At 74.1% G+C, this 20,335-nt stretch carries 22 protein-coding genes and 1 riboswitch; of the genes, 5 read left to right on the top strand and 17 right to left on the bottom strand.

Annotated elements, in window-relative coordinates:
• The first annotated feature begins 124 nt into the window (after positions 1-124).
• Positions 125-832 (top strand): Crp/Fnr family transcriptional regulator, encoded by a 708-nt coding sequence (locus PVK37_RS17880; RefSeq protein ID WP_275028596.1) that lies wholly within the window; start codon positions 125-127, stop codon positions 830-832.
• A 48-nt stretch (positions 833-880) separates the two neighbouring features.
• Here the strand turns inward: PVK37_RS17880 and pheT are convergent, their stop codons facing one another.
• The 10 genes from pheT to PVK37_RS17830 form a co-directional block, all read right to left on the bottom strand.
• The gene (gene pheT, locus PVK37_RS17875; RefSeq protein ID WP_275028595.1) at positions 881-3,457 is read right to left on the bottom strand and encodes a phenylalanine--tRNA ligase subunit beta; all 2,577 of its coding nucleotides are present in this window, start codon (positions 3,455-3,457) and stop codon (positions 881-883) included.
• 60 nt (positions 3,458-3,517) lie between these two features.
• Complete coding sequence (gene pheS, locus PVK37_RS17870; protein WP_275028594.1) at positions 3,518-4,612, bottom strand: phenylalanine--tRNA ligase subunit alpha; 1,095 nt, start codon at positions 4,610-4,612, stop codon at positions 3,518-3,520.
• 167 nt (positions 4,613-4,779) lie between these two features.
• Positions 4,780-5,661: a TrmH family RNA methyltransferase gene (locus tag PVK37_RS17865; protein WP_275028592.1), complete on the bottom strand. Its 882-nt coding sequence runs from the start codon at positions 5,659-5,661 to the stop codon at positions 4,780-4,782.
• A gap of 32 nt (positions 5,662-5,693) precedes the next feature.
• Positions 5,694-6,086 carry a 50S ribosomal protein L20 gene (gene rplT / locus PVK37_RS17860; protein WP_275028591.1) on the bottom strand — a complete coding sequence of 131 codons (393 nt, stop codon included), beginning with the start codon at positions 6,084-6,086 and terminating at the stop codon, positions 5,694-5,696.
• A gap of 36 nt (positions 6,087-6,122) precedes the next feature.
• Positions 6,123-6,317, bottom strand: a complete 195-nt coding sequence (gene rpmI / locus PVK37_RS17855) for a 50S ribosomal protein L35 (protein ID WP_026267805.1) — start codon at positions 6,315-6,317, stop codon at positions 6,123-6,125.
• 19 nt (positions 6,318-6,336) lie between these two features.
• Positions 6,337-6,942, bottom strand: a complete 606-nt coding sequence (gene infC, locus PVK37_RS17850; RefSeq protein WP_275028586.1) for a translation initiation factor IF-3 — start codon at positions 6,940-6,942, stop codon at positions 6,337-6,339.
• A gap of 350 nt (positions 6,943-7,292) precedes the next feature.
• Positions 7,293-7,754, bottom strand: a complete 462-nt coding sequence (locus PVK37_RS17845) for a PH domain-containing protein (protein ID WP_275028584.1) — start codon at positions 7,752-7,754, stop codon at positions 7,293-7,295.
• A 45-nt stretch (positions 7,755-7,799) separates the two neighbouring features.
• Positions 7,800-8,915 (bottom strand): DMT family transporter, encoded by a 1,116-nt coding sequence (locus PVK37_RS17840; protein ID WP_275028583.1) that lies wholly within the window; start codon positions 8,913-8,915, stop codon positions 7,800-7,802.
• Positions 8,912-9,757, bottom strand: a complete 846-nt coding sequence (hisG, locus tag PVK37_RS17835; RefSeq protein WP_275028582.1) for an ATP phosphoribosyltransferase — start codon at positions 9,755-9,757, stop codon at positions 8,912-8,914. Before hisG ends, PVK37_RS17840 begins: the two co-directional genes overlap by 4 nt.
• A gap of 49 nt (positions 9,758-9,806) precedes the next feature.
• On the bottom strand, positions 9,807-10,070 hold the full coding sequence (locus PVK37_RS17830) for a phosphoribosyl-ATP diphosphatase (RefSeq protein WP_275028581.1): 264 nt from the start codon (positions 10,068-10,070) through the stop codon (positions 9,807-9,809).
• Positions 10,071-10,210: 140 nt separating this feature from the next.
• Between PVK37_RS17830 and PVK37_RS17825 the strand changes: the two genes are divergently transcribed.
• The 3 genes from PVK37_RS17825 to PVK37_RS17815 are packed head-to-tail and all read left to right on the top strand — an operon-like array spanning position 10,211 to position 12,664.
• Positions 10,211-11,077: an ABC transporter substrate-binding protein gene (locus PVK37_RS17825; RefSeq protein WP_275028580.1), complete on the top strand. Its 867-nt coding sequence runs from the start codon at positions 10,211-10,213 to the stop codon at positions 11,075-11,077.
• Positions 11,074-11,919 carry an amino acid ABC transporter permease gene (locus PVK37_RS17820; protein WP_275028579.1) on the top strand — a complete coding sequence of 282 codons (846 nt, stop codon included), beginning with the start codon at positions 11,074-11,076 and terminating at the stop codon, positions 11,917-11,919. Before PVK37_RS17825 ends, PVK37_RS17820 begins: the two co-directional genes overlap by 4 nt.
• Before the next feature lies 1 nt (position 11,920).
• Complete coding sequence (locus PVK37_RS17815; RefSeq protein ID WP_275028578.1) at positions 11,921-12,664, top strand: amino acid ABC transporter ATP-binding protein; 744 nt, start codon at positions 11,921-11,923, stop codon at positions 12,662-12,664.
• A 113-nt stretch (positions 12,665-12,777) separates the two neighbouring features.
• Here PVK37_RS17815 and ribH read toward each other — a convergent pair whose 3' ends face one another.
• From ribH to rpe, 7 genes are all read right to left on the bottom strand, one after another.
• The gene (gene ribH, locus PVK37_RS17810; RefSeq protein ID WP_275028577.1) at positions 12,778-13,278 is read right to left on the bottom strand and encodes a 6,7-dimethyl-8-ribityllumazine synthase; all 501 of its coding nucleotides are present in this window, start codon (positions 13,276-13,278) and stop codon (positions 12,778-12,780) included.
• Position 13,279: 1 nt separating this feature from the next.
• Entirely contained in the window at positions 13,280-14,545 is a 1,266-nt protein-coding gene (locus PVK37_RS17805; RefSeq protein WP_275028576.1) for a bifunctional 3,4-dihydroxy-2-butanone-4-phosphate synthase/GTP cyclohydrolase II, read from the bottom strand.
• Positions 14,542-15,243, bottom strand: a complete 702-nt coding sequence (gene pnuC / locus PVK37_RS17800) for a nicotinamide riboside transporter PnuC (protein WP_275028575.1) — start codon at positions 15,241-15,243, stop codon at positions 14,542-14,544. The genes PVK37_RS17805 and pnuC overlap by 4 nt, the downstream gene beginning before the upstream one ends.
• Positions 15,240-15,851, bottom strand: a complete 612-nt coding sequence (locus PVK37_RS17795; protein ID WP_275028574.1) for a riboflavin synthase — start codon at positions 15,849-15,851, stop codon at positions 15,240-15,242. The genes pnuC and PVK37_RS17795 overlap by 4 nt, the downstream gene beginning before the upstream one ends.
• Position 15,852: 1 nt before the next feature.
• On the bottom strand, positions 15,853-16,914 hold the full coding sequence (ribD, locus tag PVK37_RS17790; RefSeq protein WP_275028573.1) for a bifunctional diaminohydroxyphosphoribosylaminopyrimidine deaminase/5-amino-6-(5-phosphoribosylamino)uracil reductase RibD: 1,062 nt from the start codon (positions 16,912-16,914) through the stop codon (positions 15,853-15,855).
• Between the two features lie 145 nt (positions 16,915-17,059).
• A riboswitch (FMN riboswitch) is annotated at positions 17,060-17,232 on the bottom strand.
• 195 nt (positions 17,233-17,427) lie between these two features.
• A complete protein-coding gene (locus tag PVK37_RS17785) occupies positions 17,428-18,384 on the bottom strand; it encodes a GGDEF domain-containing response regulator (RefSeq protein ID WP_275028572.1) in 957 nt (318 codons plus the stop codon).
• Between the two features lie 3 nt (positions 18,385-18,387).
• Positions 18,388-19,068, bottom strand: coding sequence for a ribulose-phosphate 3-epimerase (rpe, locus tag PVK37_RS17780; RefSeq protein ID WP_275028571.1), 681 nt, complete (start codon positions 19,066-19,068; stop codon positions 18,388-18,390).
• A 238-nt stretch (positions 19,069-19,306) separates the two neighbouring features.
• On the opposite strand from rpe, the gene PVK37_RS17775 reads away from it, so the two are divergent.
• Positions 19,307-20,326 (top strand): septum formation family protein, encoded by a 1,020-nt coding sequence (locus tag PVK37_RS17775; RefSeq protein WP_275028569.1) that lies wholly within the window; start codon positions 19,307-19,309, stop codon positions 20,324-20,326.
• Positions 20,327-20,335 lie beyond the last annotated feature (9 nt).

Below are 20,335 nucleotides of genomic sequence, written 5' to 3'. Positions count from 1 at the left end.
CCTGCTTGTCGCCGCCGCGCTCGGGGTCCTCACGGAGTCCCTCCACCTTGTACGGTCAGCGCGGAGCGCGCCACCGCGATCACGCTTCGCCACCGTGGAACCCCTGGGGAGGACGCACGTGCCGATGTCGCGACAGGAGAACGGGGCCGGCTGGCCGTACGGGACGTTCCTGCAACGCCTCACCCCGACGGCCCGGACGGCCCTGCTCGACCTCGGGGTACGCCGCCAGGTCGACGCCGGGCACATCGTCATCCACGAGGGCTGGCGGGAGTCGCACCTGGTGCTGCTGGAGGACGGGCTGACCAAGGTGACCGCGAACCTGCCCGAAGGGCGCACCGCCCTGCTCGCCCTGCGGGTCGGCGGTGACCTGGTCGGCGAGATGTCCGCGCTGAACGACAAGCCGCGCTCGGCCACGGTCACCACCTGCCGGCCGACCCGCTACACGGTGATCCAGCCGGACCGGTTCACGCTGTTCCTGCGGGAGCATCCGGACGCCGCGCTCGAACTGGCCGCGATGATGTCCGACCGGCTGCGCTGGTCGAACCGGCGGCGCATCGACTTCACCGGCTACCTGGTCCGGCAGCGGGTGGCCCGGGTCGTCGCGGAGATGTGCCGTACCCACGGCCAGCAGCGCCGCGACGGCGTGGTGATCGACGTCCAGCTCACCCAGCCGGAGCTGGCCACCATCTGCGGCGCCTCGGAGGCGTCGATCCAGAAGGCGCTGCGGGAGCTACGCCGGGCGGGTCTGCTGGACACCGACTACCGCCGGATCACCGTCCGCGACCTGCCCGGCCTGCGCGCCGAGGGCCTGCTGGACACCGACGGGGAGTGAGCGGGCCGCCGGAAGGCCCCCCGGGTGCCGGGGGGCCTTCCGGACAGGTCAGGCGCCGCGCAGGGTGGCGCCGAACCGTTCCGCCGCGCGGGCCACCGCCGCGTCCCGGGCAGCCACCGCCTCCTCGACGGTCAGCGTACGGTCCGGGGCCCGGAAGGTGAGCTTGTACGCCAGCGACCGGCGGCCCGCGCCGAGCTGCGCCGAGGCGTACACGTCGAACAGGCGCACCGATTCGAGCAGCTCACCGGCCCCCTCGACGAGGGCACGGCGCACCTCGTCGGCGGGCACCGACTCGTCGACGACCAGCGCCACGTCGATCAGCGCGGGCGGGAACCCGGAGATCGCCGGGGCGGGCACCACCCCGGCCGCCGGTACCGCGTCCAGGTCGAGTTCCAGGGCCGCGCTCCGCTTCGGCAGTTCCAGCCCGGCCAGCACCGACGGGTGCAGTTCCCCGGCGTACCCGACGACGGTGTCGTCGACCAGGAGCTGCGCGCAGCGTCCGGGGTGCCACGGGGCGTGCTCGGCGGCCCGGACGGTGACCCGGTCGGCGGTGATGCCGGCGGCGGCGAGCACCGTCCGGCCGGCCTCCACCGCGTCCGCCCAACCCGCCGGCCGTCCGGCCCCCCACCAGCCGGCCGGTTCGACGTCACCGGCGAGGACCACCGCCACGTGCCGGGGCTGCCGGGGCAGCACCGCGTCGGCGGCGGCGAACTCGGTGTCGGACGGCCGGTGCGCCACCGACATGGCCGGCGGCGGCCCGGCGTCCGGGCGGGGGTGGAAGACCAGGCCGGTCTCGAACAGGGCGAGGTCCCGCTGGCCCCGGCCGATGTTGCGCTTGAGGATGCCGAGCAGCGGGCCGAGCAGCGTGGTCCGCAGCAGCGGCTCCTCCTCGGACAGCGGGTTGGCCAGCCGCACCGCCGCCCGGCGCGGGTCGTCGGCCGGCAGCCCCAGCAGGTCGGGCAGGCCGGGGGCGACGAACGGGTGGGCGAGCACCTCGACGTACCCCTGCTCGGCGAGCGCCCGGGCGACCGCCCGGTGCCGCCGCTGGGCCGGGGTGAGACCACGGCCGGGGGGCGCGGTCGGCAGCACCGACGGCACCCGGTCGTACCCGTCGAGGCGGACCACCTCCTCGACCAGGTCCGCCGGGTCGGTCAGGTCGGGCCGCCAGGTGGGCGGGACCACGGTCAGCACGGCGCGGTCCCCGGCCGGCACGCCGACCGTGCCCGGGTCCTCGGCGAGCCGGTCGGCACCCTGGCTGACGGTGCAGCCGATCTGCTCCAGCAGGGCGACCACCCGGGCCGGCGGGTAGTCGACGCCGACCCGCCGGGTCGGCAGGTCCGCCGGCAGGGTCACCGGGGTACGCGGCCGGACGTGGTCGAGGTCGAGGATCGCCGGGTCGGCGGTGCCGCCGCCGTGCGTGGTGAGCAGGGTGACGGCCCGTTCGATGGCGACCAGCGGCAGCGCCGGGTCGACGCCGCGTTCCCAGCGTTTCGCCGCCTCGCTGAACAGCTTGTGCCGGCGGGCGGTCCGCCCGACCATCACCGGGTCCCAGTGGGCTGCCTCGAACAGCACGGTGCTGGTGCCGGCGACGACCTCGCTGGTCTCGCCGCCCATCACCGCCGCCAGGGAGACCGGCACGCCGGCGCCCTCGTCGACGGGGTCGGGCAGCCCGGCGTCGCAGATGACCATGTCCTCGTCGACCAGCGTCCGGGTCACCCCGTCCAGGGTGGTGAGCTTCTCCCCCGACCGGGCCCGGCGCACCACCAGCCCGCCGGTGAGCCGGTCGGCGTCGAAGGCGTGCATCGGCTGGCCGAGTTCGAGCATCACGTAGTTGGTGATGTCGACCGGCAGCGAGATGGTGCGGATGCCGGCCACGGTGAGCCGCCGGGCCATCCACTGCGGGGTGGGCGCGGTCGGGTCGACGTCGCGGACCAGCCGGGCGGCGAACCGGTCGCAGCCCACCGTGTCGCGGATCTCCACCGGGTACGCCGGCTGCGCGGTGCCGCCGGGCGCGGGCAGCAGGGCCGGGTCGCGGAACGGTACGGCCAGGGCGTGCGACAGCTCCCGGGCGATACCCCGGACGGACATCTGGTAGCCCCGGTCCGGGGTGATCTCCAGGTCGAGCACCACGTCGTCGAGGCCGACCACCGGTCGGGCGTCGTCACCGGGCTTGGCCGCGACGTCCCCGGGCAGCACGATGATGCCGGAGTGGTCGTCGCCGAGGCCCAGTTCCTTCGCCGAGCAGATCATGCCGTGGGAGTTGCGCCCGTACGTCTTGCGCGCGCCGATGGCGAAGTTCCCGGGCAGCACCCCGCCGGGGAGGATCACCACCACCCGGTCGCCGGGGGCGAAGTTGCGCGCCCCGCAGACGATCTCCTGCAACTCTCCGGTGCCGTTGGCGTCGCCCACGTCGACCCGGCAGAACCGGATCGGCTTCTTGAAGCCGGTGAGTTCCTCGATCTCGCGGACCTCACCGACCACCAGCGACCCGGTGACCGTGGCCCGCAGGTCCACCACCGACTCGACCTCGATGCCGAGGTCGACCAGGGCCTGCTCCAGCCCGGTCGGGTCGAGGTCGGCGGGCAGGTCGACGTACTCCCGCAGCCAGCTGACTGAAACTCGCATTGCCTTAGCCCACCGTCTCCGTGTCTCGTTCCCGCACTTCCGTCACGCCCCGAACGCTTGTCACGCCCCGAACGCGCGGGTGAACCGCACGTCCCCCTCGGCCATGTCCCGCATGTCGCTGACCCCGTGCCGGAACATCACCGTGCGGTCGATGCCCATGCCGAACGCGAACCCGGAGTAGACCTCCGGGTCGATGCCGCAGGCCCGCAGCACCTTCGGGTTGACCATGCCGCAACCGCCCCACTCGACCCAGCGCGGCCCGTCCCGGTGCTCCGGGAACCAGACGTCGAACTCGGCGGACGGCTCGGTGAACGGGAAGTAGTGCGGCCGGAAGCGGGTCTTGGCGCCCGCGCCGAACATGGCCCGGGCGAAGTGGTCGAGGGTGCCGCGCAGGTGGGCCATGGTGATGCCCCGGTCCACCACCAGGCCCTCGACCTGGTGGAAGACCGGCGCGTGGGTGGCGTCCAGCTCGTCGGTGCGGTAGACCCGCCCGGGCACCACCACGTAGATCGGGGGCTTGCGGGTCAGCATGGTGCGCGCCTGCACCGGCGAGGTGTGGGTACGCAGCACCATGCCCGAGCCCGCCGCACCGGCCGACGTCGCGGCGGCGCCGTCGGCGGGCGCGACGTGGAAGGTGTCCATCAGGCCGCGGGCCGGGTGGTCGGCGGGGATGTTGAGCGCGTCGAAGTTGGTCCACTCCAACTCGACCTCGGGGCCCTCGGCCACCTCGTAGCCCATCCCGACGAACAGGTCGCTGATCTGCTCCATCAGGGTGCTGATCGGGTGCCGCGCGCCCCGGGGGCGGCGGTCGTAGGGCAGGGTGACGTCCACCCGTTCCTCGACCAGCACCCGCTCGGCCTGCTCCCGTTCCAGGGTCTCCAGGCGGGTGGCGTAGGCCGTCTCGATGCTGCGGCGGGCCTCGTTGACCCGTTTGCCGGCGTCGGACTTGGCGGCCGGCGGCAGCGCGCCGATCTCCCGGCGCGCGAGGGAGACCGGGGACCGGTCACCGAGGTGCGCGGGACGCAGCGCGGTCAGCGCGTCCGGGTCGGCGGCGGCGGCGAACGCCTTCTCGGCGTCGGCCACGGCCGAGGCCAGGGCGGCCGGGTCCAGTAGGGCGACCTGCTTCGGGTCGTAGGGGTCGTTGCGATAGGTCATGGCGTACGGGCACTCCCTCACGGCGGCGCCGACCCTCACGGGACGGCCAGGCGAGTCTACGGACGCGCGGCTGTGCCGCAGCCCGCCGGTGGGAGGGACGCGCGGAGCAGGTCAGGCCCGCCGCCCGCCGACACCGGCGGGCTGGCTAAACGAACGCCTGGGCGCGTTCACGGGCGGACGCTCTCCTTCGTGGGGGGTCCCGTCGGGCGGGACCGCTGTGCTCTGGCCGAAGCGTACAGGCAGACGGCCGCCGCCGCAGCCAGGTTGAGGCTCTCCGCGCGCCCGTGCAGCGGCACCCGGACCCGGGCGTCGGCGGCGGCGGTCAGCTCGTCCGGCAGGCCGTGCGCCTCGGAGCCGAACAGCCAGGCGGTGGGGGTGGCCAGCCGGCCGGCGTCGGCCAGGTCGTCGAGGTCGCTGTCGCCGTACCCGGTGGTGGCGAGCACGGTGAGCCCGGCGGCGCGCAGCGCGGCGACCACCGCGACCGGGTCGGCGGCGCGGACCACGTCGACGTGGAACAGGCTGCCGGCGGAGGCCCGCACGCACTTGCCGTTGTACGGGTCGACGGCGTCCCCGGCGAAGACCACCGCACCGGCCCCGGCGGCGTCGGCGGTGCGCAGCACGGTGCCGGCGTTGCCCGGGTCGCGGATCCCGGCGAGCACCGCGACCAGCCGGTGCCCGGCGGTCAGCGCCCGGTCCAGCGGGACGTCGAGGTGCCGGCAGACGGCGACCAGGCCCTGCGGGGCGACGGTCTCGGTGAGCGCGGCGAGCGCCTCGTCGGTGACCTCGGAGACCGGTACGTCGGCCGTGGCGGCGCGGGCGGCGAGGTCACGGTACCGGTCCAGGGCGGCGGGGGTGCCGAAGAGTTCGACCACCAGGCCGGGACGGGTCAGCGCCTCGCGGACGGCCTGCGGCCCTTCGGCGAGGAAACGTCCGGTGCTGTCGCGGTCGCGGCGGCGGTGCAGCCGCCGGGCGGCGGCGACCCTGGGGGTACGCGGGGTGAACGGCCCCGACACGGCGTCGAGGCGTCTCCCGCGCGGTGGTGAGTGCATGGGAGACGCCTCGACGTTCGGGTGCGGGTGGATCAGGCGGCCTGGGCCGCCGCGCCACCGGTGCCCTCGGCCGCCACGGCGGCGCGGGCGACCTCGACGATGGCGGCGAACGCCGTCGCGTCGTTGACCGCCAGGTCGGCCAGGATCTTCCGGTCGACCTCGACGCCGGCCAGCTTGAGGCCCTGGATCAGCCGGTTGTAGGTCATCCCGTTGGCGCGGGCGCCGGCGTTGATCCGCTGGATCCAGAGCTGCCGGAAGTCGCCCTTGCGGTCCCGACGGTCCCGGTAGGCGTACTGCATCGAGTGCAGCACCTGCTCCTTGGCCTTGCGGTACAGCCGGGAGCGCTGACCGCGGTAGCCGCTCGCGGTCTCCAGCAGGGTACGACGCTTCTTCTGGGCGTTGACCGCCCGCTTGACGCGTGCCATTCAACTACTCCTTACTAGTGGTCAAGATGGCGCGCGTCAGCGGCCGAGCAGCTTCTTGATTCGCTTGACGTCAGCCTTGGCCAGCTCGACCGTGCCGGTCAGCCGACGGGTCTGGGTGGAGGGCTTCTTCTCCAGGTTGTGGCGGAGCCCGGCCTGCTGGGCGACGATCTTGCCCTTGCCGGTCACCTTGACCCGCTTGCCCATACCCGTGTGGCTCTTCATCTTCGGCATGTGAAACGTCTCTCCCCTGTTACTCGCCGGTCGTCCCGGCGGGTCCGGCCGCCTCGGCCGGTGGTGCCTCGGCGGCACCGGCCTCCCGCTCCCGCGGCGTGCCGGCCCGGGCTGCCGTGGCGGCGGCCTTGGTGGCACGGTGCGGAGCGAGCACCATGATCATGTTTCGACCGTCCTGCTTCGGAGCGGCCTCGACGTACCCCAGTTCCGAGATCTCGGACTCGAGCCGGCGCAGGAGCCGGTAACCCAGCTCCGGGCGGCTCTGCTCCCGACCACGGAACATGATCGTCACCTTGACCTTGTCGCCGGCCTTGAGGAACCGCACCACGTGACCCTTCTTGGTCTCGTAGTCGTGCGGGTCGATCTTCGGCCGGAGCTTCATCTCCTTGATGACGGTCTGCTGCTGGTTTCGCCGCGCTTCGCGCGCCTTCAGTGCGCTCTCGTACTTGAACTTGCCGAAGTCCATGAGCTTGCACACCGGCGGGCGCGCCATCGGCGCAACCTCGACCAGGTCCAGGTCGACGTCCGCGGCCAGCTGCAGGGCGCGCTCCAGCGGGACGATGCCCACCTGCTCACCCTCAGGGCCGACCAGTCGGACCTCACGTGCCCGGATCTGCTCGTTCACGCGTGGTTCGACGCTGATGGGGCCTCCTCGAGTCCGTTCTCCTGAGTGGCCGACCCCGACGGCCCCCGGTTGGGAACCGACCCGGAAAGCAGAAGGCCCCGGCGCATGCCAGGGCCCGCTCGACCGGTCGGCACGATCACATGATCGCGCATCCGGACCGGGGCTGCCCCCGGAACCGGTGACCGGACCCGGCCGCCACGGGGGCAACTCGGGTGGGAGCAGGGCGCTCCACTTCATGGCTGGTCACAGGTTCACACCTGGACAGCCTGGTCGACAGGGAAACACTACACCCTGCGCGTCGGATGCCCCAAATCGACCCGCCGGACCCCGGCCCCTGGCCCCCGGGTGCCTCAGCCCTGCGCGAGGGTGGCCTGGCGGGCCCGGTGCAGCCGGCGCAGCGCCCGCACCCCGTCGACCGCCAGCTCCTTGTCGGCCGCCTGCAACGCCACCATCGGCAGCAGGTCGTCGTCGTACAGCTCCAGGCTGGCCCAGGGCGCGCCCCGGTCGAACCGGACGTTGCGCACCAGGTCCCAGGGCAGCTCGTACGAGCCGACGATGTTGCGGACCCGGACGCCGTGCGCGTCGGCCTCGACCCGGGGCCGGGTGAAGAGGAGGATCACCAGCGCGCCGAGCACCCCCAGCCCGATCATGGCGAACTGGTCGCCGCGCTGGAAGCTGCCGTAACCGTTCCCGGTCGGCCCGTGCAGCGAGGTGGCCACCAGACTGAAGACCACCAGCAGCGCGACGGCCGAGAACCAGCAGACCAGCCGGATCCGGCGGGGACGCAGGCGTACCAGGTCGGAATCGCTCACCCCACCAGTCTGCCATCCGACCCGGCGGGCGCTCGCACCCACCGGTCAGCGGGTCCGCTCCGGGTCACCGGGACCCGCCGGGTCAGCGGAGTCCGCCGTCGGATCACCGTCCGCCGGGGCCGCCGGGGCCGCCGGGGCCGCCCGGTCGGCCTGATTCGCCTGGCGCGGGTCCGGCACCGTCGGCCCGGGCCGGTTCCGGACGCCCCGGTTGCGGCCACCGCCGTCTCGGCCAGCGCGGTTTCCGGCGCCGCCCGGCCGGGCCGACCGGCCGGCGACCACCGCCGCGGCCAGGGTGAGCAGCGCGCCGGCCAGCACCGGCAGGCGCAGGCCGGCCCCACCCGGCAGCAGCGCGTCGAACAACAGCGAACCACCGAGCTGCCCGGCCACCAGGACCAGACCGGTGCGCAGCACCCCGACCGAGCGGACCCCGACCAGCAGCGCGGCCACGATGGTGACGCCGAGCAGGCCACCGGTCCACAGGTACCAGTCCCCCGGCCAGCTCGCCGGCCACCGGCCGAACGCGCCCACCCCGGCCGCGACGGCGAACACCGCCACCGTGCTGACCACGAAGTTCACCGCCGTGCCGGCGGCGGTGCTGCTGGCGGCGGAGACCCGCCCGTTGAGCGCCGCCTGGAGGGCCACCGCCAGCCCGCCCGCCACGGCCAGCAGGACGCCGCCGACGGCCAGTTCGCCCAGCGGACGGCCGAGCTGGGCCAGGGTGACCGCCGCCACCCCGAGCACCGCGCCACCGATCCGGGCGCGGGTCAACGGCAGCCGACCCACCGGGGCGAGACCGGACCGGTCCACCGCGAGGCCACCCAGGCTGCCCCCGGCCACCTGGGCGATGGTGAACACCGCCACCCCGAGCACCGGCACCACGTACGTGGCGATCACCACGATCGCCGCCCCGCCGAGCCCACCCAGGTACGACCACCAGGGCAACCGGGCGGTCCGCAGGGCCCGCAGCCCGGCCCGCATGGACGGCAACGCCACCAGTCCCACGGCGACGAGCAGCGTGCCCACGAGGTTGTTGACCACCGCCCCGAGCACCGGGCTACCGGCCCGCGCCCCGAACTCGGCGTTGGCCAGGCCCTGCGCCGCCGAGGCGACCCCGCCCAGGGCGACCAGAGCGAGCGCCGCCGGCGGCGGCAGCGGCCTCACAGCCGGCAGGCGTGGATGTTGGTGACCAGGATGGCCCGCGCGCCCACCTCGTACAGCTCGTCCATGATCCGGTGCACCTGGTCGCGGGCCACCATCGCCTGCACGGCCACCCAGCCCTCCCGGTGCAGCGGCGAGATGGTCGGCGACTCGATGCCGGGGGTGAGCGCGGTGGCCTGCTCCAGCAGGTTGGCCGGGACGTCGTAGGCGAGCATCACGTACCGGCGGGCGACCAGCACCCCGTGCAGCCGGTGCAGCAGCTGGTCGGCCTGGGCGCAGCCGGGGGCCCCGGCCCGGCGGACCAGCACCGCGGCCGAGCGCAGCAGCGGCTCGCCGAAGACCACCAGGCCGGCCTGGCGCAGGGTGGCACCGGTCTCCACCACGTCGGCGACCACGTCGGCCACGCCCAGCCGGACGGCGTTCTCCACCGCGCCGTCGAGCCGGATCACGTCGGCCTTGACGTCCAGCTCGGCGAGGTGCCGCCGGACCAGGCCCGGGTACGCGGTGGCGATCCGGTGCCCGCCCAGCTCCTGCACGGAGGCGATGTCGTCGGGGCGGGCGGCGAACCGGAAGGTGGCCCGGCCGAAGTTCAGGTCGACCACCTCCTCGGCCGGCGCGCCGGAGTCGATCAGCAGGTCGCGGCCGGTGATGCCCAGGTCCAGGTCACCGGAGCCGACGTAGGTGGCGATGTCCTTAGGCCGCAGGTAGAAGAATTCGACGTCGTTGCCCTCGTCCCGGCAGACCAGGTCCTTGGCGTCGGTGCGCTGGCGGTAGCCCGCCTCGCGCAGCATCTGGGCGGCCGGCTCGGCCAGGGTGCCCTTGTTGGGGATGGCGACACGCAGCATGACGGAGTGCTCCTGTTCTCGATCGTGACGGACCGGTCGGGGTGGGCACTCACAGATGTCGGTAGACGTCCTCGAGTTCGAGCCCGCTGGCCAGCATCAGCACCTGGACCTGGTACAGCAGTTGGGAGATCTCCTCGGCGGTGCGCTGCGGCCCCTCGTGCTCGGCGGCCATCCACGACTCGGCCGCCTCCTCGACGACCTTCTTGCCGATGAAGTGGACCCCCCGCTCCAGCGCGGCGACCGTGCCCGAGCCCGGGGTGCCGGCGGCGGCCTTGGCCTGCAGCTCGGCGAACAACTCCTCGAACGTCTTCACGGAACGTGATTCTTGCAGCGGCCACGGGGGCACCGAGCGCCGGGTCCGGGCCGGTCCGGGCAACGGAACGGCATCGATTCCCTACCGGAATGGTGGGGCACCGGTCGGGGTGCGCCCGGGATGGCCCTACGCTGTGCGGCATGCTCACTCCACGTACCGTCGTGCTCACCTGCGCCGGGGTCCTGCTGGCGGCGGTGGCCGGCTGCGCCCCGCAGGACGACGCCACCCCCGCCCCCGCCGCCAGCGGCAGCGCCGCCGCCTGCACCAAGGACACCCTGCCCACCCGGACCCCGGGCCGGCTCACCATCGCCACCGACGAACCCGCCTACGAGCCGTGGTTCCGGGAGAACAAGCCGGACAGCGGCGAAGGCTTCGAGGCCGCCGTGGCGTACGCGGTGGCCGAACAGCTCGGGTTCGCCCGCGGCGACGTGACCTGGACCCGGGTCAAGTTCGACAGCGCCATCGCGCCCGGCCCGAAGGAGTTCGACTTCGACATCAACCAGTTCTCGATCACCGAGGAACGCAAGCAGGCGGTGGACTTCTCCGCCCCGTACTACTTCGTCCGGCAGACCGTCATCGCGCTGAAGACCTCGAAGATCGCCGGAAAGACGTCCCTGGCCGACCTGCGGAACGCCAAACTCGGCGCGCAGGTGGGCACCACCAGCTACCAGGCGATCACCGACGTGATCAAGCCGACCGGGCAGCCGCAGGTCTACAACAGCAACGACGACGCCAAGAAGGCCCTGCAGAACGGGCAGCTCGACGGGCTGGTCGTGGACCTGCCCACCGCGTTCTACATCACCGGCGCGGAGATCCCCGAGGCGGTCATCGTCGGGCAGGTGCCGCAGGTCGGCACGCCCGAAACGTTCGGACTGCTGCTGGACAAGGGGTCCCCGCTGACCGGTTGTGTCAGCCAGGCGGTCGGCGCGCTCGAGCGGGCCGGCACCCTGAAGGCCCTGGAGCAGCGGTGGCTCGCCCAGGTGGCCGGGGCACCCGAGCTGACGTGACCACGCTCGGCCACACCCCCTCGGCGGTACAGCGGCAGCGGGCCGCGTACCGCCGCCGGCAGACGATCCAGAGCGTGCTGGTCGCCGCCTCCTCCACGGCGGCGCTCGGCACGCTGCTGGTCGTCGCGGTGACCGGCGCACCCGGCTGGGAGCGGGTCCGCGCGTCCTTCCTGGACCCGGCGATCGCCCGGGACGCCCTACCCACGGTGCTGACCGGGCTCTGGCTCAACGTCCGGCTGCTGGTCTGCTGCGCGGCCGGCGCGCTGCTGCTGGGCCTGCTCATCGCGGTGCTGCGGACGCTGCGCGGGCCGGTGTTCTTCCCGGTCCGCGCCCTGGCCGCCGGCTACACGTACACCTTCCGGGGCCTGCCGCTGATCATCGTGCTGTACGTGCTCACCCTCGGGGTGCCCGGCCTGCGGTTGCAGGGCATGCCGTCGGTGCTGGTGCTGGGCGGGGCCGCCCTGGTACTCACCTACGGCGGGTACCTGGCCGAGGTGTTCCGGGCCGGCATCGAGTCGGTCCACCCCAGTCAGCTCGCCGCAGCCCGCTCGCTCGGGCTGACCCACCGGCAGACCATGCGGCACGTGGTGCTGCCGCAGGCCGTCCGCCGGGTGGCCCCGCCGCTGCTCAACGACGTGGTGGCGTTGCAGAAGGACGTCGGGCTGGTCTCCCTGGCCGGTCCGATCGACGCGGTCCGCGCCGCGCAGATCGCCACCGCCGAGACGTTCAACTACACCCCGTACATCCTGGCCGGGGTGCTGTTCGTGCTGCTCGCCATCCCGCTGATCGCGGTCACCGACTGGGTGACGCTGCGGGCGGCCCGACGCCAGTCCGGAGGCTGACATGGCCCTGCTCACCTGCCGAGGGCTGCGCAAGGAGTTCGGTGGTCACCCGGTCCTCGACCGGCTCGACCTGACCGTCGCCGAGCACCAGGTGGTGGCCCTGATCGGGGCGTCCGGATCGGGCAAGTCCACCCTGCTGCGGGTGGTGAACCTGCTGGAGCAGCTCGACGACGGGACGATCGAACTGGACGGGGAGGACATCTCCGACCCGCGGGTGGACGCCGACCGGGTACGCCGCCGCATCGGCATGGTCTTCCAGTCGTACAACCTCTTCCCGCACCTGACGGTGCTGGAGAACGTCACCCTCGCGCCGCGCCGGGTGCACCGACGGGCCCGCGCCGAGGCCGAGACCCAGGCCCGGGAACTGCTGGCCCGGGTCGGCCTGGTGGACAAGGCGGACGCCTACCCGGACCGGCTCTCCGGCGGGCAGCAGCAGCGGGTGGCGATCGTCCGGGCACTGGCGAACTCGCCCCGGCTGATGCTGCTGGACGAGGTGACCTCGGCGCTGGACCCGGAGCTGGTCGGCGAGGTGCTGGCGCTGATCCGGGAGCTGAAGGCGGACGGGATGACGATGGTGCTGGCCACCCACGAGATGGGCTTCGCCCGGGAGGTGGCCGACCGGGTCTGCTTCCTCGACGGCGGCCGGGTCGTCGAGTCCGGGCCGCCGGAGCAGGTGCTCGGCGACCCCACCCAGCCCCGCACCCGGCAGTTCCTCCGCCGGATCATCGAGGCCGGCCGGCTCTGACCCCCGACCGGCCCCGACCGGCCGACCGGGAACCTGGTCCGCCGGGCTGGAAACGGCCCGCCGGGCTGGAACCCGGTCGGCCGACCGGGAACGGTCCGCGCCGAAGCGGTGGCTCAGCGGCCGAAGCCGACCCGGTGGCCGTTGGCGGCGGCCAGGTCCCGGATCGCCAGGGCCGCGTCGAGGGCGGCCACGGTGGCCGCCCAGCCCTTGTCCTCCGCCGAACCGGGCAGCCCGGCCCGGTCCCGGGCCTGCTCGATGGTGTCCACGGTGAGCACCCCGTGCGCCACCGGCTTCCCCTCGTCCAGCGCCACCCGGGTCAGCCCGTCGGTCACCGACCGGCAGACGTAGTCGAAGTGGGCGGTGGCCCCGCGCACCACCACGCCGAGCGCCACCACCACGTCGCAGCGCCGGGCCAGGGCCTGCGCCACCACCGGCAGCTCCACCGACCCGGCCACCCGGGCGGTCACCGCCCGCGCCCCGCACGCCTGCGCGGCGGCGACCGCCCGGTCCAGCATGTGGTCGGTCAGGTCGCCGTGCCAGCGGGCCGCCACCACCCCCACGGTCAGGCCGGCGGCGTCCACCGTGCTCACCCCCGGCTCACCGAAACCCGCCATCTCACGCTCCGATCTCGTCGGCCGCGGCCACCCGGCCCAGCGGCGTCTCGGTCACCTCGTCCAGCTCGTCCAGCAGGTGCCCCATCCGGTCCCGCTTGGTCCGCAGGTAGCGCACGTTCTCCGGGTGCGGGTGCACCGGCAGCGCCTCCCGGCCGGTGACGGTCAGGCCGTACCCCTCCAGCCCGGCCCGTTTGGCCGGGTTGTTGGTCAGCAGCCGCATCGACCGGACCCCCAGGTCGTACAGGATCTGCGCGCCGGTGCCGTAGTCGCGGGCGTCGGCCGGCAGCCCCAGGTCGAGGTTCGCGTCGACGGTGTCCCGGCCCAGGTCCTGCAACTGGTACGCCTGGAGCTTGTGCAGCAGCCCGATGCCGCGCCCCTCGTGCCCCCGGACGTAGAGCACCACGCCCCGGCCCTCCTGCGCGACCCGGGCCAGGGCGGCGTTGAGCTGCGGCCCGCAGTCGCAGCGCAGCGACCCGAACACGTCCCCGGTGAGGCACTCGGAGTGCACCCGCACCAGCACGTCCCGGCCGTCACCGAGGTCACCCATCACCAGCGCGATGTGCTCGGCGGGGTCGTGCGCGGTGCGGTAGCCCAGCGCCCGGAACACCCCGTGCCGGGTCGGCATCCGGGCGTCCGCGACCAGCTCGACCTGCTTCTCGGTACGCCGCCGGTGGGCGACCAGGTCGGCGATGGTGACCAGGGTGAGGCCGTGCTCGGCGCAGAACTTCTCCAGGTCCGGCAGGCGCATCATGGTGCCGTCGTCGTTGACCAGCTCGCAGAGCACCCCGGCCGGACGCAGCCCGGCCAGCCGGGTCAGGTCGACGGCCGCCTCGGTGTGGCCGGGACGGCGCAGCACCCCGCCCTCGCGGGCCCGCAGCGGCACCACGTGGCCCGGCCGGGCCAGGTCGGCGGGGCTGGTGTCGGCGGCGGCGAGCAGCCGGATGGTGTGCGCCCGGTCGGCGGCGGAGATGCCGGTGCTGACGCCCTCCCGGGCGTCCACGGTGACCGTGTACGCGGTGCCCCGCCGGTCCTGGTTGGTGTGATGCATCGGCGGCAGGTCCAGCCGATCGCACTCGCTCTCGGTCAGCGGCACGCAGATGTAGCCGGAGGTGTGCCGGACCATGAACGCGAGCAGCTCCGGGGTGGCCCGCTCGGCGGCGAAGATCAGGTCGCCCTCGTTCTCCCGGTCGGCGTCGTCGACCACGACGACCGGCCGGCCGGCGGCGATGTCCGCCACCGCCTGCGCGATGGTTCCGAACGTGGTCATGCGACGGCCTCCAGGTAGCTCGACGGGACGGGATCACGGCGCGCCCCGGCCGCCCGGGAGGTCCGCCACCAACTGACCAGACCCCAGGCGCAGAACAGGCCGTAGCCCAGGTACATGGCGGCCGACGGATAGAAACCGCCGCGCAGCAGCAGCGGCACCCCGACCGCGTCCACCGCGATCCAGATCAGCCAGAAATCGACCCAGCCCCGGGCCATGCCGTACGTGGCGAGCAGGCTGCCGACCAGGATCCAGGCGTCCGGCAGCGGCCCCCACGAGCCGAGCGCGGCCAGCACCGGGTACGCCACCGCGGTGCCGACCACCGCCGCCACCAGCAGCCCCAGCCGCTCCCGGCCGGTGGCCCAGCGCGGGGTGACCGCCGCGCCGTCCGACGCCTCCCCGGCCCGGCGGGTACGCGACCACCGCCACCAGCCGTAGCAGGCCACCGCGAAGAAGAACACCTGCCGGCCGGCCTGCCCGTACAGGTCGTGCGCCTGCGGGGTGGCGAACACGCCGCCGAGGAAGACGGTCAGCAGCAGCGCGTTGCCGACCATGCCGACCGGCCAGGCCCAGACCAGGCGGCGCAGCCCGAGCAGCGCCGAGACCAGCCCGAACCCGTTGCCGACGATCTCCCGGACCAGCACCGGCGCGCCGACCACCTCGACCTGGGCGGTGAGCAGCCAGCCCAGCGGGCCGGTCACCGGGCGTCCCCGGCCAGCCGGTCGCCGAGCAGCCGCTCGACGTACTTGGCGAGGACGTCCACCTCGAGGTTGACCGGGTCGCCGGGTTTCTTCACGCCGAGGGTGGTCAACGCCAGGGTGGTCGGGATCAGCCCGACGGCGAACCAGTCGTCGCCGACCGCCGCGACGGTCAGCGACACCCCGTCCACGGTGATCGAGCCCTTCTCCACCACGTACCGGGCCAGGGCGGTGGGCAGCCGGAAGCGGACCGTCTCCCACTTCTCGGCGGGGGTCCGGTCGAGCAGTTCGCCGACCCCGTCGACGTGCCCCTGCACCAGGTGCCCGCCGAGACGGCTGCCGAGCGCGGCGGCCCGTTCCAGGTTGACCCGGTCGCCGGGGCGCAGCGCGCCGAGCGCGGAGCGGCGCAGCGTCTCCCCCATCACGTCGGCGGTGAAGACCCCGTCGGCGCTGTCGACCACGGTCAGGCACACGCCGTTGACGGCGATCGAGTCACCGTGCCGGGCGTCCGAGGTGACCAGTGGGCCACGGACGGCGACCAGCGCCGAATCGTCGCCGGTCTCGGTGACCCGGACGACCTCACCCAACTCCTCGACGATGCCGGTGAACATGTCAGCCCTCCCTCTTCCGGGGCAGCGCGGTGATCCGCAGGTCGGGGCCGACCTGCGTGACGTCGACGATCTCCAGGTCGAGGGCGTCACCGATGGTGTGCACGCCCGCGTCGACCAGCGCGGTCGGGCCGGCCCCGAGCAGCCGGGGCCCGAGGTAGCCGACCACCCGGTCGACCAGCCCGGCGGCGAGGAACCCGCCGGCCAGCCGGGGGCCGCCCTCCAGCAGCACCGCCCGGACCCCGCGCCGGTGCAGCGCGGCGAGCAGCGCCGGCAGGTCGACCCGGCCGTCCGGGCCGGTGCCGACCTCCTTGCCGGTGGCGATCCAGGTGTCGGCGGCGGCGTCGCGGACCCGGGCGTCGGCCGGGGTACGCCCGGCGCTGTCCACCACCACCCGCAGCGGCTGCCGGATGGCGAGGCTGCCGTCGCGCAGGTTCCGGACGGTCAGCCGGGGGTCGTCGGCGAGGACGGTGCCCACCCCGACCACGATCGCGTCGACGGTGGCGCGCAGCGCGTGCACGTCGATCCGGGCCGCCTCGGACGTGATCCACATGCTGGTGCCGTCCTCGGCGGCGGACCGGCCGTCGAGGGTGGCCGCGTACTTCCAGATCACGTACGGCCGGCCCCGGCGGACCGAGGTGAGCCAGGCGATGTTGCCGGCCTCCGCCTCGTCGGCGCGTACCCCCAGCTCCACGTCGATGCCGGCGGCGCGCAACGTGCCGGCCCCGCCGGAGGCGACCGGGTTGGGGTCGGGCACGGCCACCACCACCCGGGCGACGCCGGCCTGGATCAGCGCGTGCGTGCAGGGGCCGGTGCGGCCGGTGTGGTCGCAGGGTTCCAGGGTGACCACGGCGGTGCCGCCCTTCGCCCGGTTGCCGGCCTGGGCCAGGGCGACGATCTCGGCGTGCGGGCCGCCGGCGTAGGCGTGGAAACCCTCCCCGACGATCTCGCCGGCCGGGTCGAGGAGCACGCAGCCGACCACCGGGTTGGGGCTGGTGGTGCCCAGGCCCCGGGAGGCGAGCGCGATGGCTCGCCGCATCGCCTCGTCGGTGCTGACGCCGGCCATCGCCTACCCCTGCTCTCTCACGCGTCTCGACGCGCGGGCGGGGCGGGAGGCGGGCAGGCGGCGGCGGAACCCGGGGACGGCGGGGCCGGCCCGGGAAGGCCCTCGGGCAGCCGGCATGGTCGCCGGCACCGGGGCCGTCCGTCCCGCGCGCTGTCTCCCATCCGGACTGTCTGGGTGCGGGTGGCCCCGCCCCCAACCGTCGGCCCCGGATTCTCACCAGGTCCACCGGGCGGCCGAAGCCGACCGGGTCGCGGGCTTACCACGGTCGGGCCGTGGATCACCGCCGGTTCGGAATTACACCGAGTCCCGCCAGCGCGTGGTGGGTACGAGGGAAGTCTTACACGCCGACGGGGGGTGCGCGCCACCCCGGCGAGGTACCTCACAGCGGCAGCGCACGTTCCGAGACGGTCAGGGCACGTTCGGAGACCGGCAGCGCACGTTCCGAGACGGGCGACGCACGTTCCGGGACCGGTCAGGGCACGTCCGAGACGGACAGCGCACGTCCGGGACCGGTCAGGGCACTCCGCGTCGCCGGTCCACCGCGACGTACGAGCCGGGTTGGCTCTTGGCGACCGATTTCATCTCCGAGGCGACCGCGATCGCCTCCAGGGGGTCGGTGAACCGTTTCCGGCTGTCGGAGAGGGAGACCCCGATGGAGAGGGTCACCAGGGCGGCCCGGCGGATGTTGCCGCGCCGGTCCTTCAGCTCGACGTACCCGCGTTCGGCGTCCTCGGGGTCGTAGAGCTTGTCGGCGGCGGTCTCGAAGTCGACCACCGCGCGGGAGGTGAGCGGGCGTACCTGCTCGGGCGTGCAGACGATCACGAAGTCGTCGCCGCCGACGTGACCGAGGAAGGCCGGCGGCAGCCCGATCGACACCACCGCCCGGTGCAGGCTGCGGGCCAGGGCGGAGATGAAGTCGTCGCCCCGGACGAAGCCGTACCGGTCGTTGACGCTCTTGAACCGGTCGATGTCGACGTACCCGACGGCGTAGTCGCTGCCGCTGCGGACCCGGTCGGTGATCTCGCGGCGGATCCGGCTGTTGCCGGGCAGCCCGGTCAGCGGGGAGACCTCGCGGAACTCCTTGTTGCGGCGCAGCGTGGAGGAGACCCGGGCCACCAGTTCGAGCGTGTCGAACGGCTTGACCAGGTAGTCGTCGGCGCCGGCGCTGAGCCCGTGCACCTTGTCGACGGTCATCCCCTTGGCGGTCAGCATGATCACCGGCAGGGCGGAGGTCATCGGGTCGGCGCGCAGCCGGCGGGTCAGCTCGAGACCGTCGATGCGGGGCATCATCAGGTCGACCACGGCCAGGTCGGGACGCTGCCGTTCGATCACCTCGAGGGCCTCCTGGCCGTCGCCGGCCAGCAGCACCTCGAAACCGTGCAACCGGAGGTTGAACTGCACGAACCGGGCGATGTCCTGGTCGTCGTCGACGACCAGGATGACGTCGGGCTGCTCACCGGCCGGCTCCACCGCTCAGACCCCGGCCGCCGCGCGCTCCGCCAGGGACCGCAGCCGCCCGATCGCCTCGGCCGGGTCGTCCGCGCCGTAGACGGCGGTGCCGGCGACGAAGGCGTCCGCGCCCGCCTCGGCGGCCTGCGCGATGGTGTCGGCGGCGATCCCCCCGTCCACCTCGATCCGCAGCTCCAGGTGCCCGGCGGCGACGTGCCGGCGGGCGGTGCGGACCTTGTCGAGCAGCTGCGGCAGGAACCGCTGCCCGCCGAAGCCGGCCTTGATCGTCATGATCAGCAGGGTGTCGAAGCTGGGCAGGATGTCCAGGTACGGCTCGATCGGGGTGTCCCGGTCGATGGCCAGCCCGGCCTTCGCCCCGGCCGAGCGCAGGTCCCGCGCGAGGGCCACCGGGTTGTCGCACGCCTCGGCGTGGAAGGTGACGTTGTACGCCCCGGCGTCGGCGTAGCCCGGTGCCCACCGGCGCGGATCGGTGATCATGAGGTGCACGTCGAACGGCAGGTCGGTCACCGCCCGCAGGCTCTGCACGACCGGCAGCCCGATCGTCAGGTTCGGCACGAAGTGGTTGTCCATCACGTCCACGTGCAGCCAGTCCGCGGCATGTTCCACGGCCCGTACCTCGTCGGCGAGGCGGGCGAAATCGGCGGCGAGGATGCTGGGCGCGACGATCGGCGGCGGTACGGTCACCAGGCCAGTGTACGAACGCGCCCACCCCGGGCCGGCACGCGCCACGGTCGGACACCCGACGCCACCCGGACGTCACGCTCTGTCGCCCGTCCACCGTCCGGCGACCGACACGCCGGACGGAAAGCCGGTCGACACTGGCCGAACGGCCGGACGGCCGCGACACTCCAACAGGGACGGTGCGAGGCCGGGCGCTCGGGGCGGCCGGCGCCGGTCGTCGGTTCCCGGGAAAGGGCGGACGATGCGACGGGTGCTCGTGGCGCTGGTGTTGGCCGGCGCGCTGGCGTCGGTGGCCGGGTGCGCCCGGCCGGGCCCGGCCGACGGTGATCTGACCGACGACTGGCCGGCCCTGCCGGCCGCCCGCCCGTTCGTGCCCGCCGCGGGCGTCTGCCTGCCCCGGATCAGTGCGGTGGCCCAGGCCGCCGGCTACGAGACCGTCGACTGCGCCCGCCCGCACCTGGCCGAGACGATCCACGTCGGCACGGTCGACGGCACGGCCACCGTGCCGGACCGCCCGGCCACCGACACCGGCCCCGTGCCGGACGGCCCGACCGCCGACCGGACACCCACCGACGGCCCGACCAGCGACCGGACACCCACCGACGGCCCGACCGCCGACCGGGCGGCCACCGACGGCACGGTCGAGCGGCCGGCGGCCGGGTCGGCGGCGCTGCGCGCGATCCGCGCCGACTGCGACCAGCGGACCCGGGAGGTGCTCGGCGGAGACTGGCGGTCGGCCCGGCTCACCCTCCAGGTCACGCTGCCCAGCACGGCCGCCTGGGCGGCCGGGGCCCGCTGGTACCGCTGCGACCTGAGCGAGACCGGCAGCCTGGACAACAACCGGCCGGTGGTCCGCAGCGGCAGCCTGCGGGGTGCCCTGATCGGCGACTCGCCGCTCACCCACCGCTGCTTCGACCCCAAACTCATCGCCGACGACCTGAACTACATGGCCCCGGTGCTCTGCACCGAGCCGCACCGCGCCGAGTTCGTCGGCGTGTACCGGGAACGGGAGATGAGCTGGGCCCGGTTCGCCGCCGCCGACGACGCGGTGCACCGGCGCTGCCTGGGGCTGATCGCCGAGTACGCGAAGGTGCCGAACAACGGCGACCTGCCGTACCGGGTGGGTTCGATCTTCTATCCGCCGAGCCGGCAGGAGTGGGCGGAGGGCGACCGGGGTGTGCGGTGTTTCCTGTGGAGCGACGACCGCAAGCTCACCCGCTCGATGCGCGGGGCCGGTCCGGCCGGGCTCCCCGCGAGCTGACGGTGCCGT

The organism is Micromonospora cathayae (genome assembly GCF_028993575.1).
GTDB classification, from domain to species: Bacteria; Actinomycetota; Actinomycetes; order Mycobacteriales; family Micromonosporaceae; genus Micromonospora; species Micromonospora cathayae.
This window is presented reverse-complemented; position numbering and strand designations above follow the sequence as displayed.

Excerpts from the sequence above, each read along its gene's own strand:
- PVK37_RS17880 (WP_275028596.1), top strand. The coding sequence starts at position 125 with ATGTCGCGACAGGAGAACGGGGCCGGCTGGCCGTACGGGACGTTCCTG.
- pheT (WP_275028595.1), bottom strand. The coding sequence starts at position 3,457 with ATGCGAGTTTCAGTCAGCTGGCTGCGGGAGTACGTCGACCTGCCCGCC.
- pheS (WP_275028594.1), bottom strand. The coding sequence starts at position 4,612 with ATGACCTATCGCAACGACCCCTACGACCCGAAGCAGGTCGCCCTACTG.
- PVK37_RS17865 (WP_275028592.1), bottom strand. The coding sequence starts at position 5,661 with ATGCACTCACCACCGCGCGGGAGACGCCTCGACGCCGTGTCGGGGCCG.
- rplT (WP_275028591.1), bottom strand. The coding sequence starts at position 6,086 with ATGGCACGCGTCAAGCGGGCGGTCAACGCCCAGAAGAAGCGTCGTACC.
- rpmI (WP_026267805.1), bottom strand. The coding sequence starts at position 6,317 with ATGCCGAAGATGAAGAGCCACACGGGTATGGGCAAGCGGGTCAAGGTG.
- hisG (WP_275028582.1), bottom strand. The coding sequence starts at position 9,757 with ATGCTGCGTGTCGCCATCCCCAACAAGGGCACCCTGGCCGAGCCGGCC.
- PVK37_RS17825 (WP_275028580.1), top strand. The coding sequence starts at position 10,211 with ATGCTCACTCCACGTACCGTCGTGCTCACCTGCGCCGGGGTCCTGCTG.
- PVK37_RS17815 (WP_275028578.1), top strand. The coding sequence starts at position 11,921 with ATGGCCCTGCTCACCTGCCGAGGGCTGCGCAAGGAGTTCGGTGGTCAC.
- ribH (WP_275028577.1), bottom strand. The coding sequence starts at position 13,278 with ATGGCGGGTTTCGGTGAGCCGGGGGTGAGCACGGTGGACGCCGCCGGC.
- PVK37_RS17805 (WP_275028576.1), bottom strand. The coding sequence starts at position 14,545 with ATGACCACGTTCGGAACCATCGCGCAGGCGGTGGCGGACATCGCCGCC.
- PVK37_RS17795 (WP_275028574.1), bottom strand. The coding sequence starts at position 15,851 with ATGTTCACCGGCATCGTCGAGGAGTTGGGTGAGGTCGTCCGGGTCACC.
- ribD (WP_275028573.1), bottom strand. The coding sequence starts at position 16,914 with ATGGCCGGCGTCAGCACCGACGAGGCGATGCGGCGAGCCATCGCGCTC.
- PVK37_RS17775 (WP_275028569.1), top strand. The coding sequence starts at position 19,307 with ATGCGACGGGTGCTCGTGGCGCTGGTGTTGGCCGGCGCGCTGGCGTCG.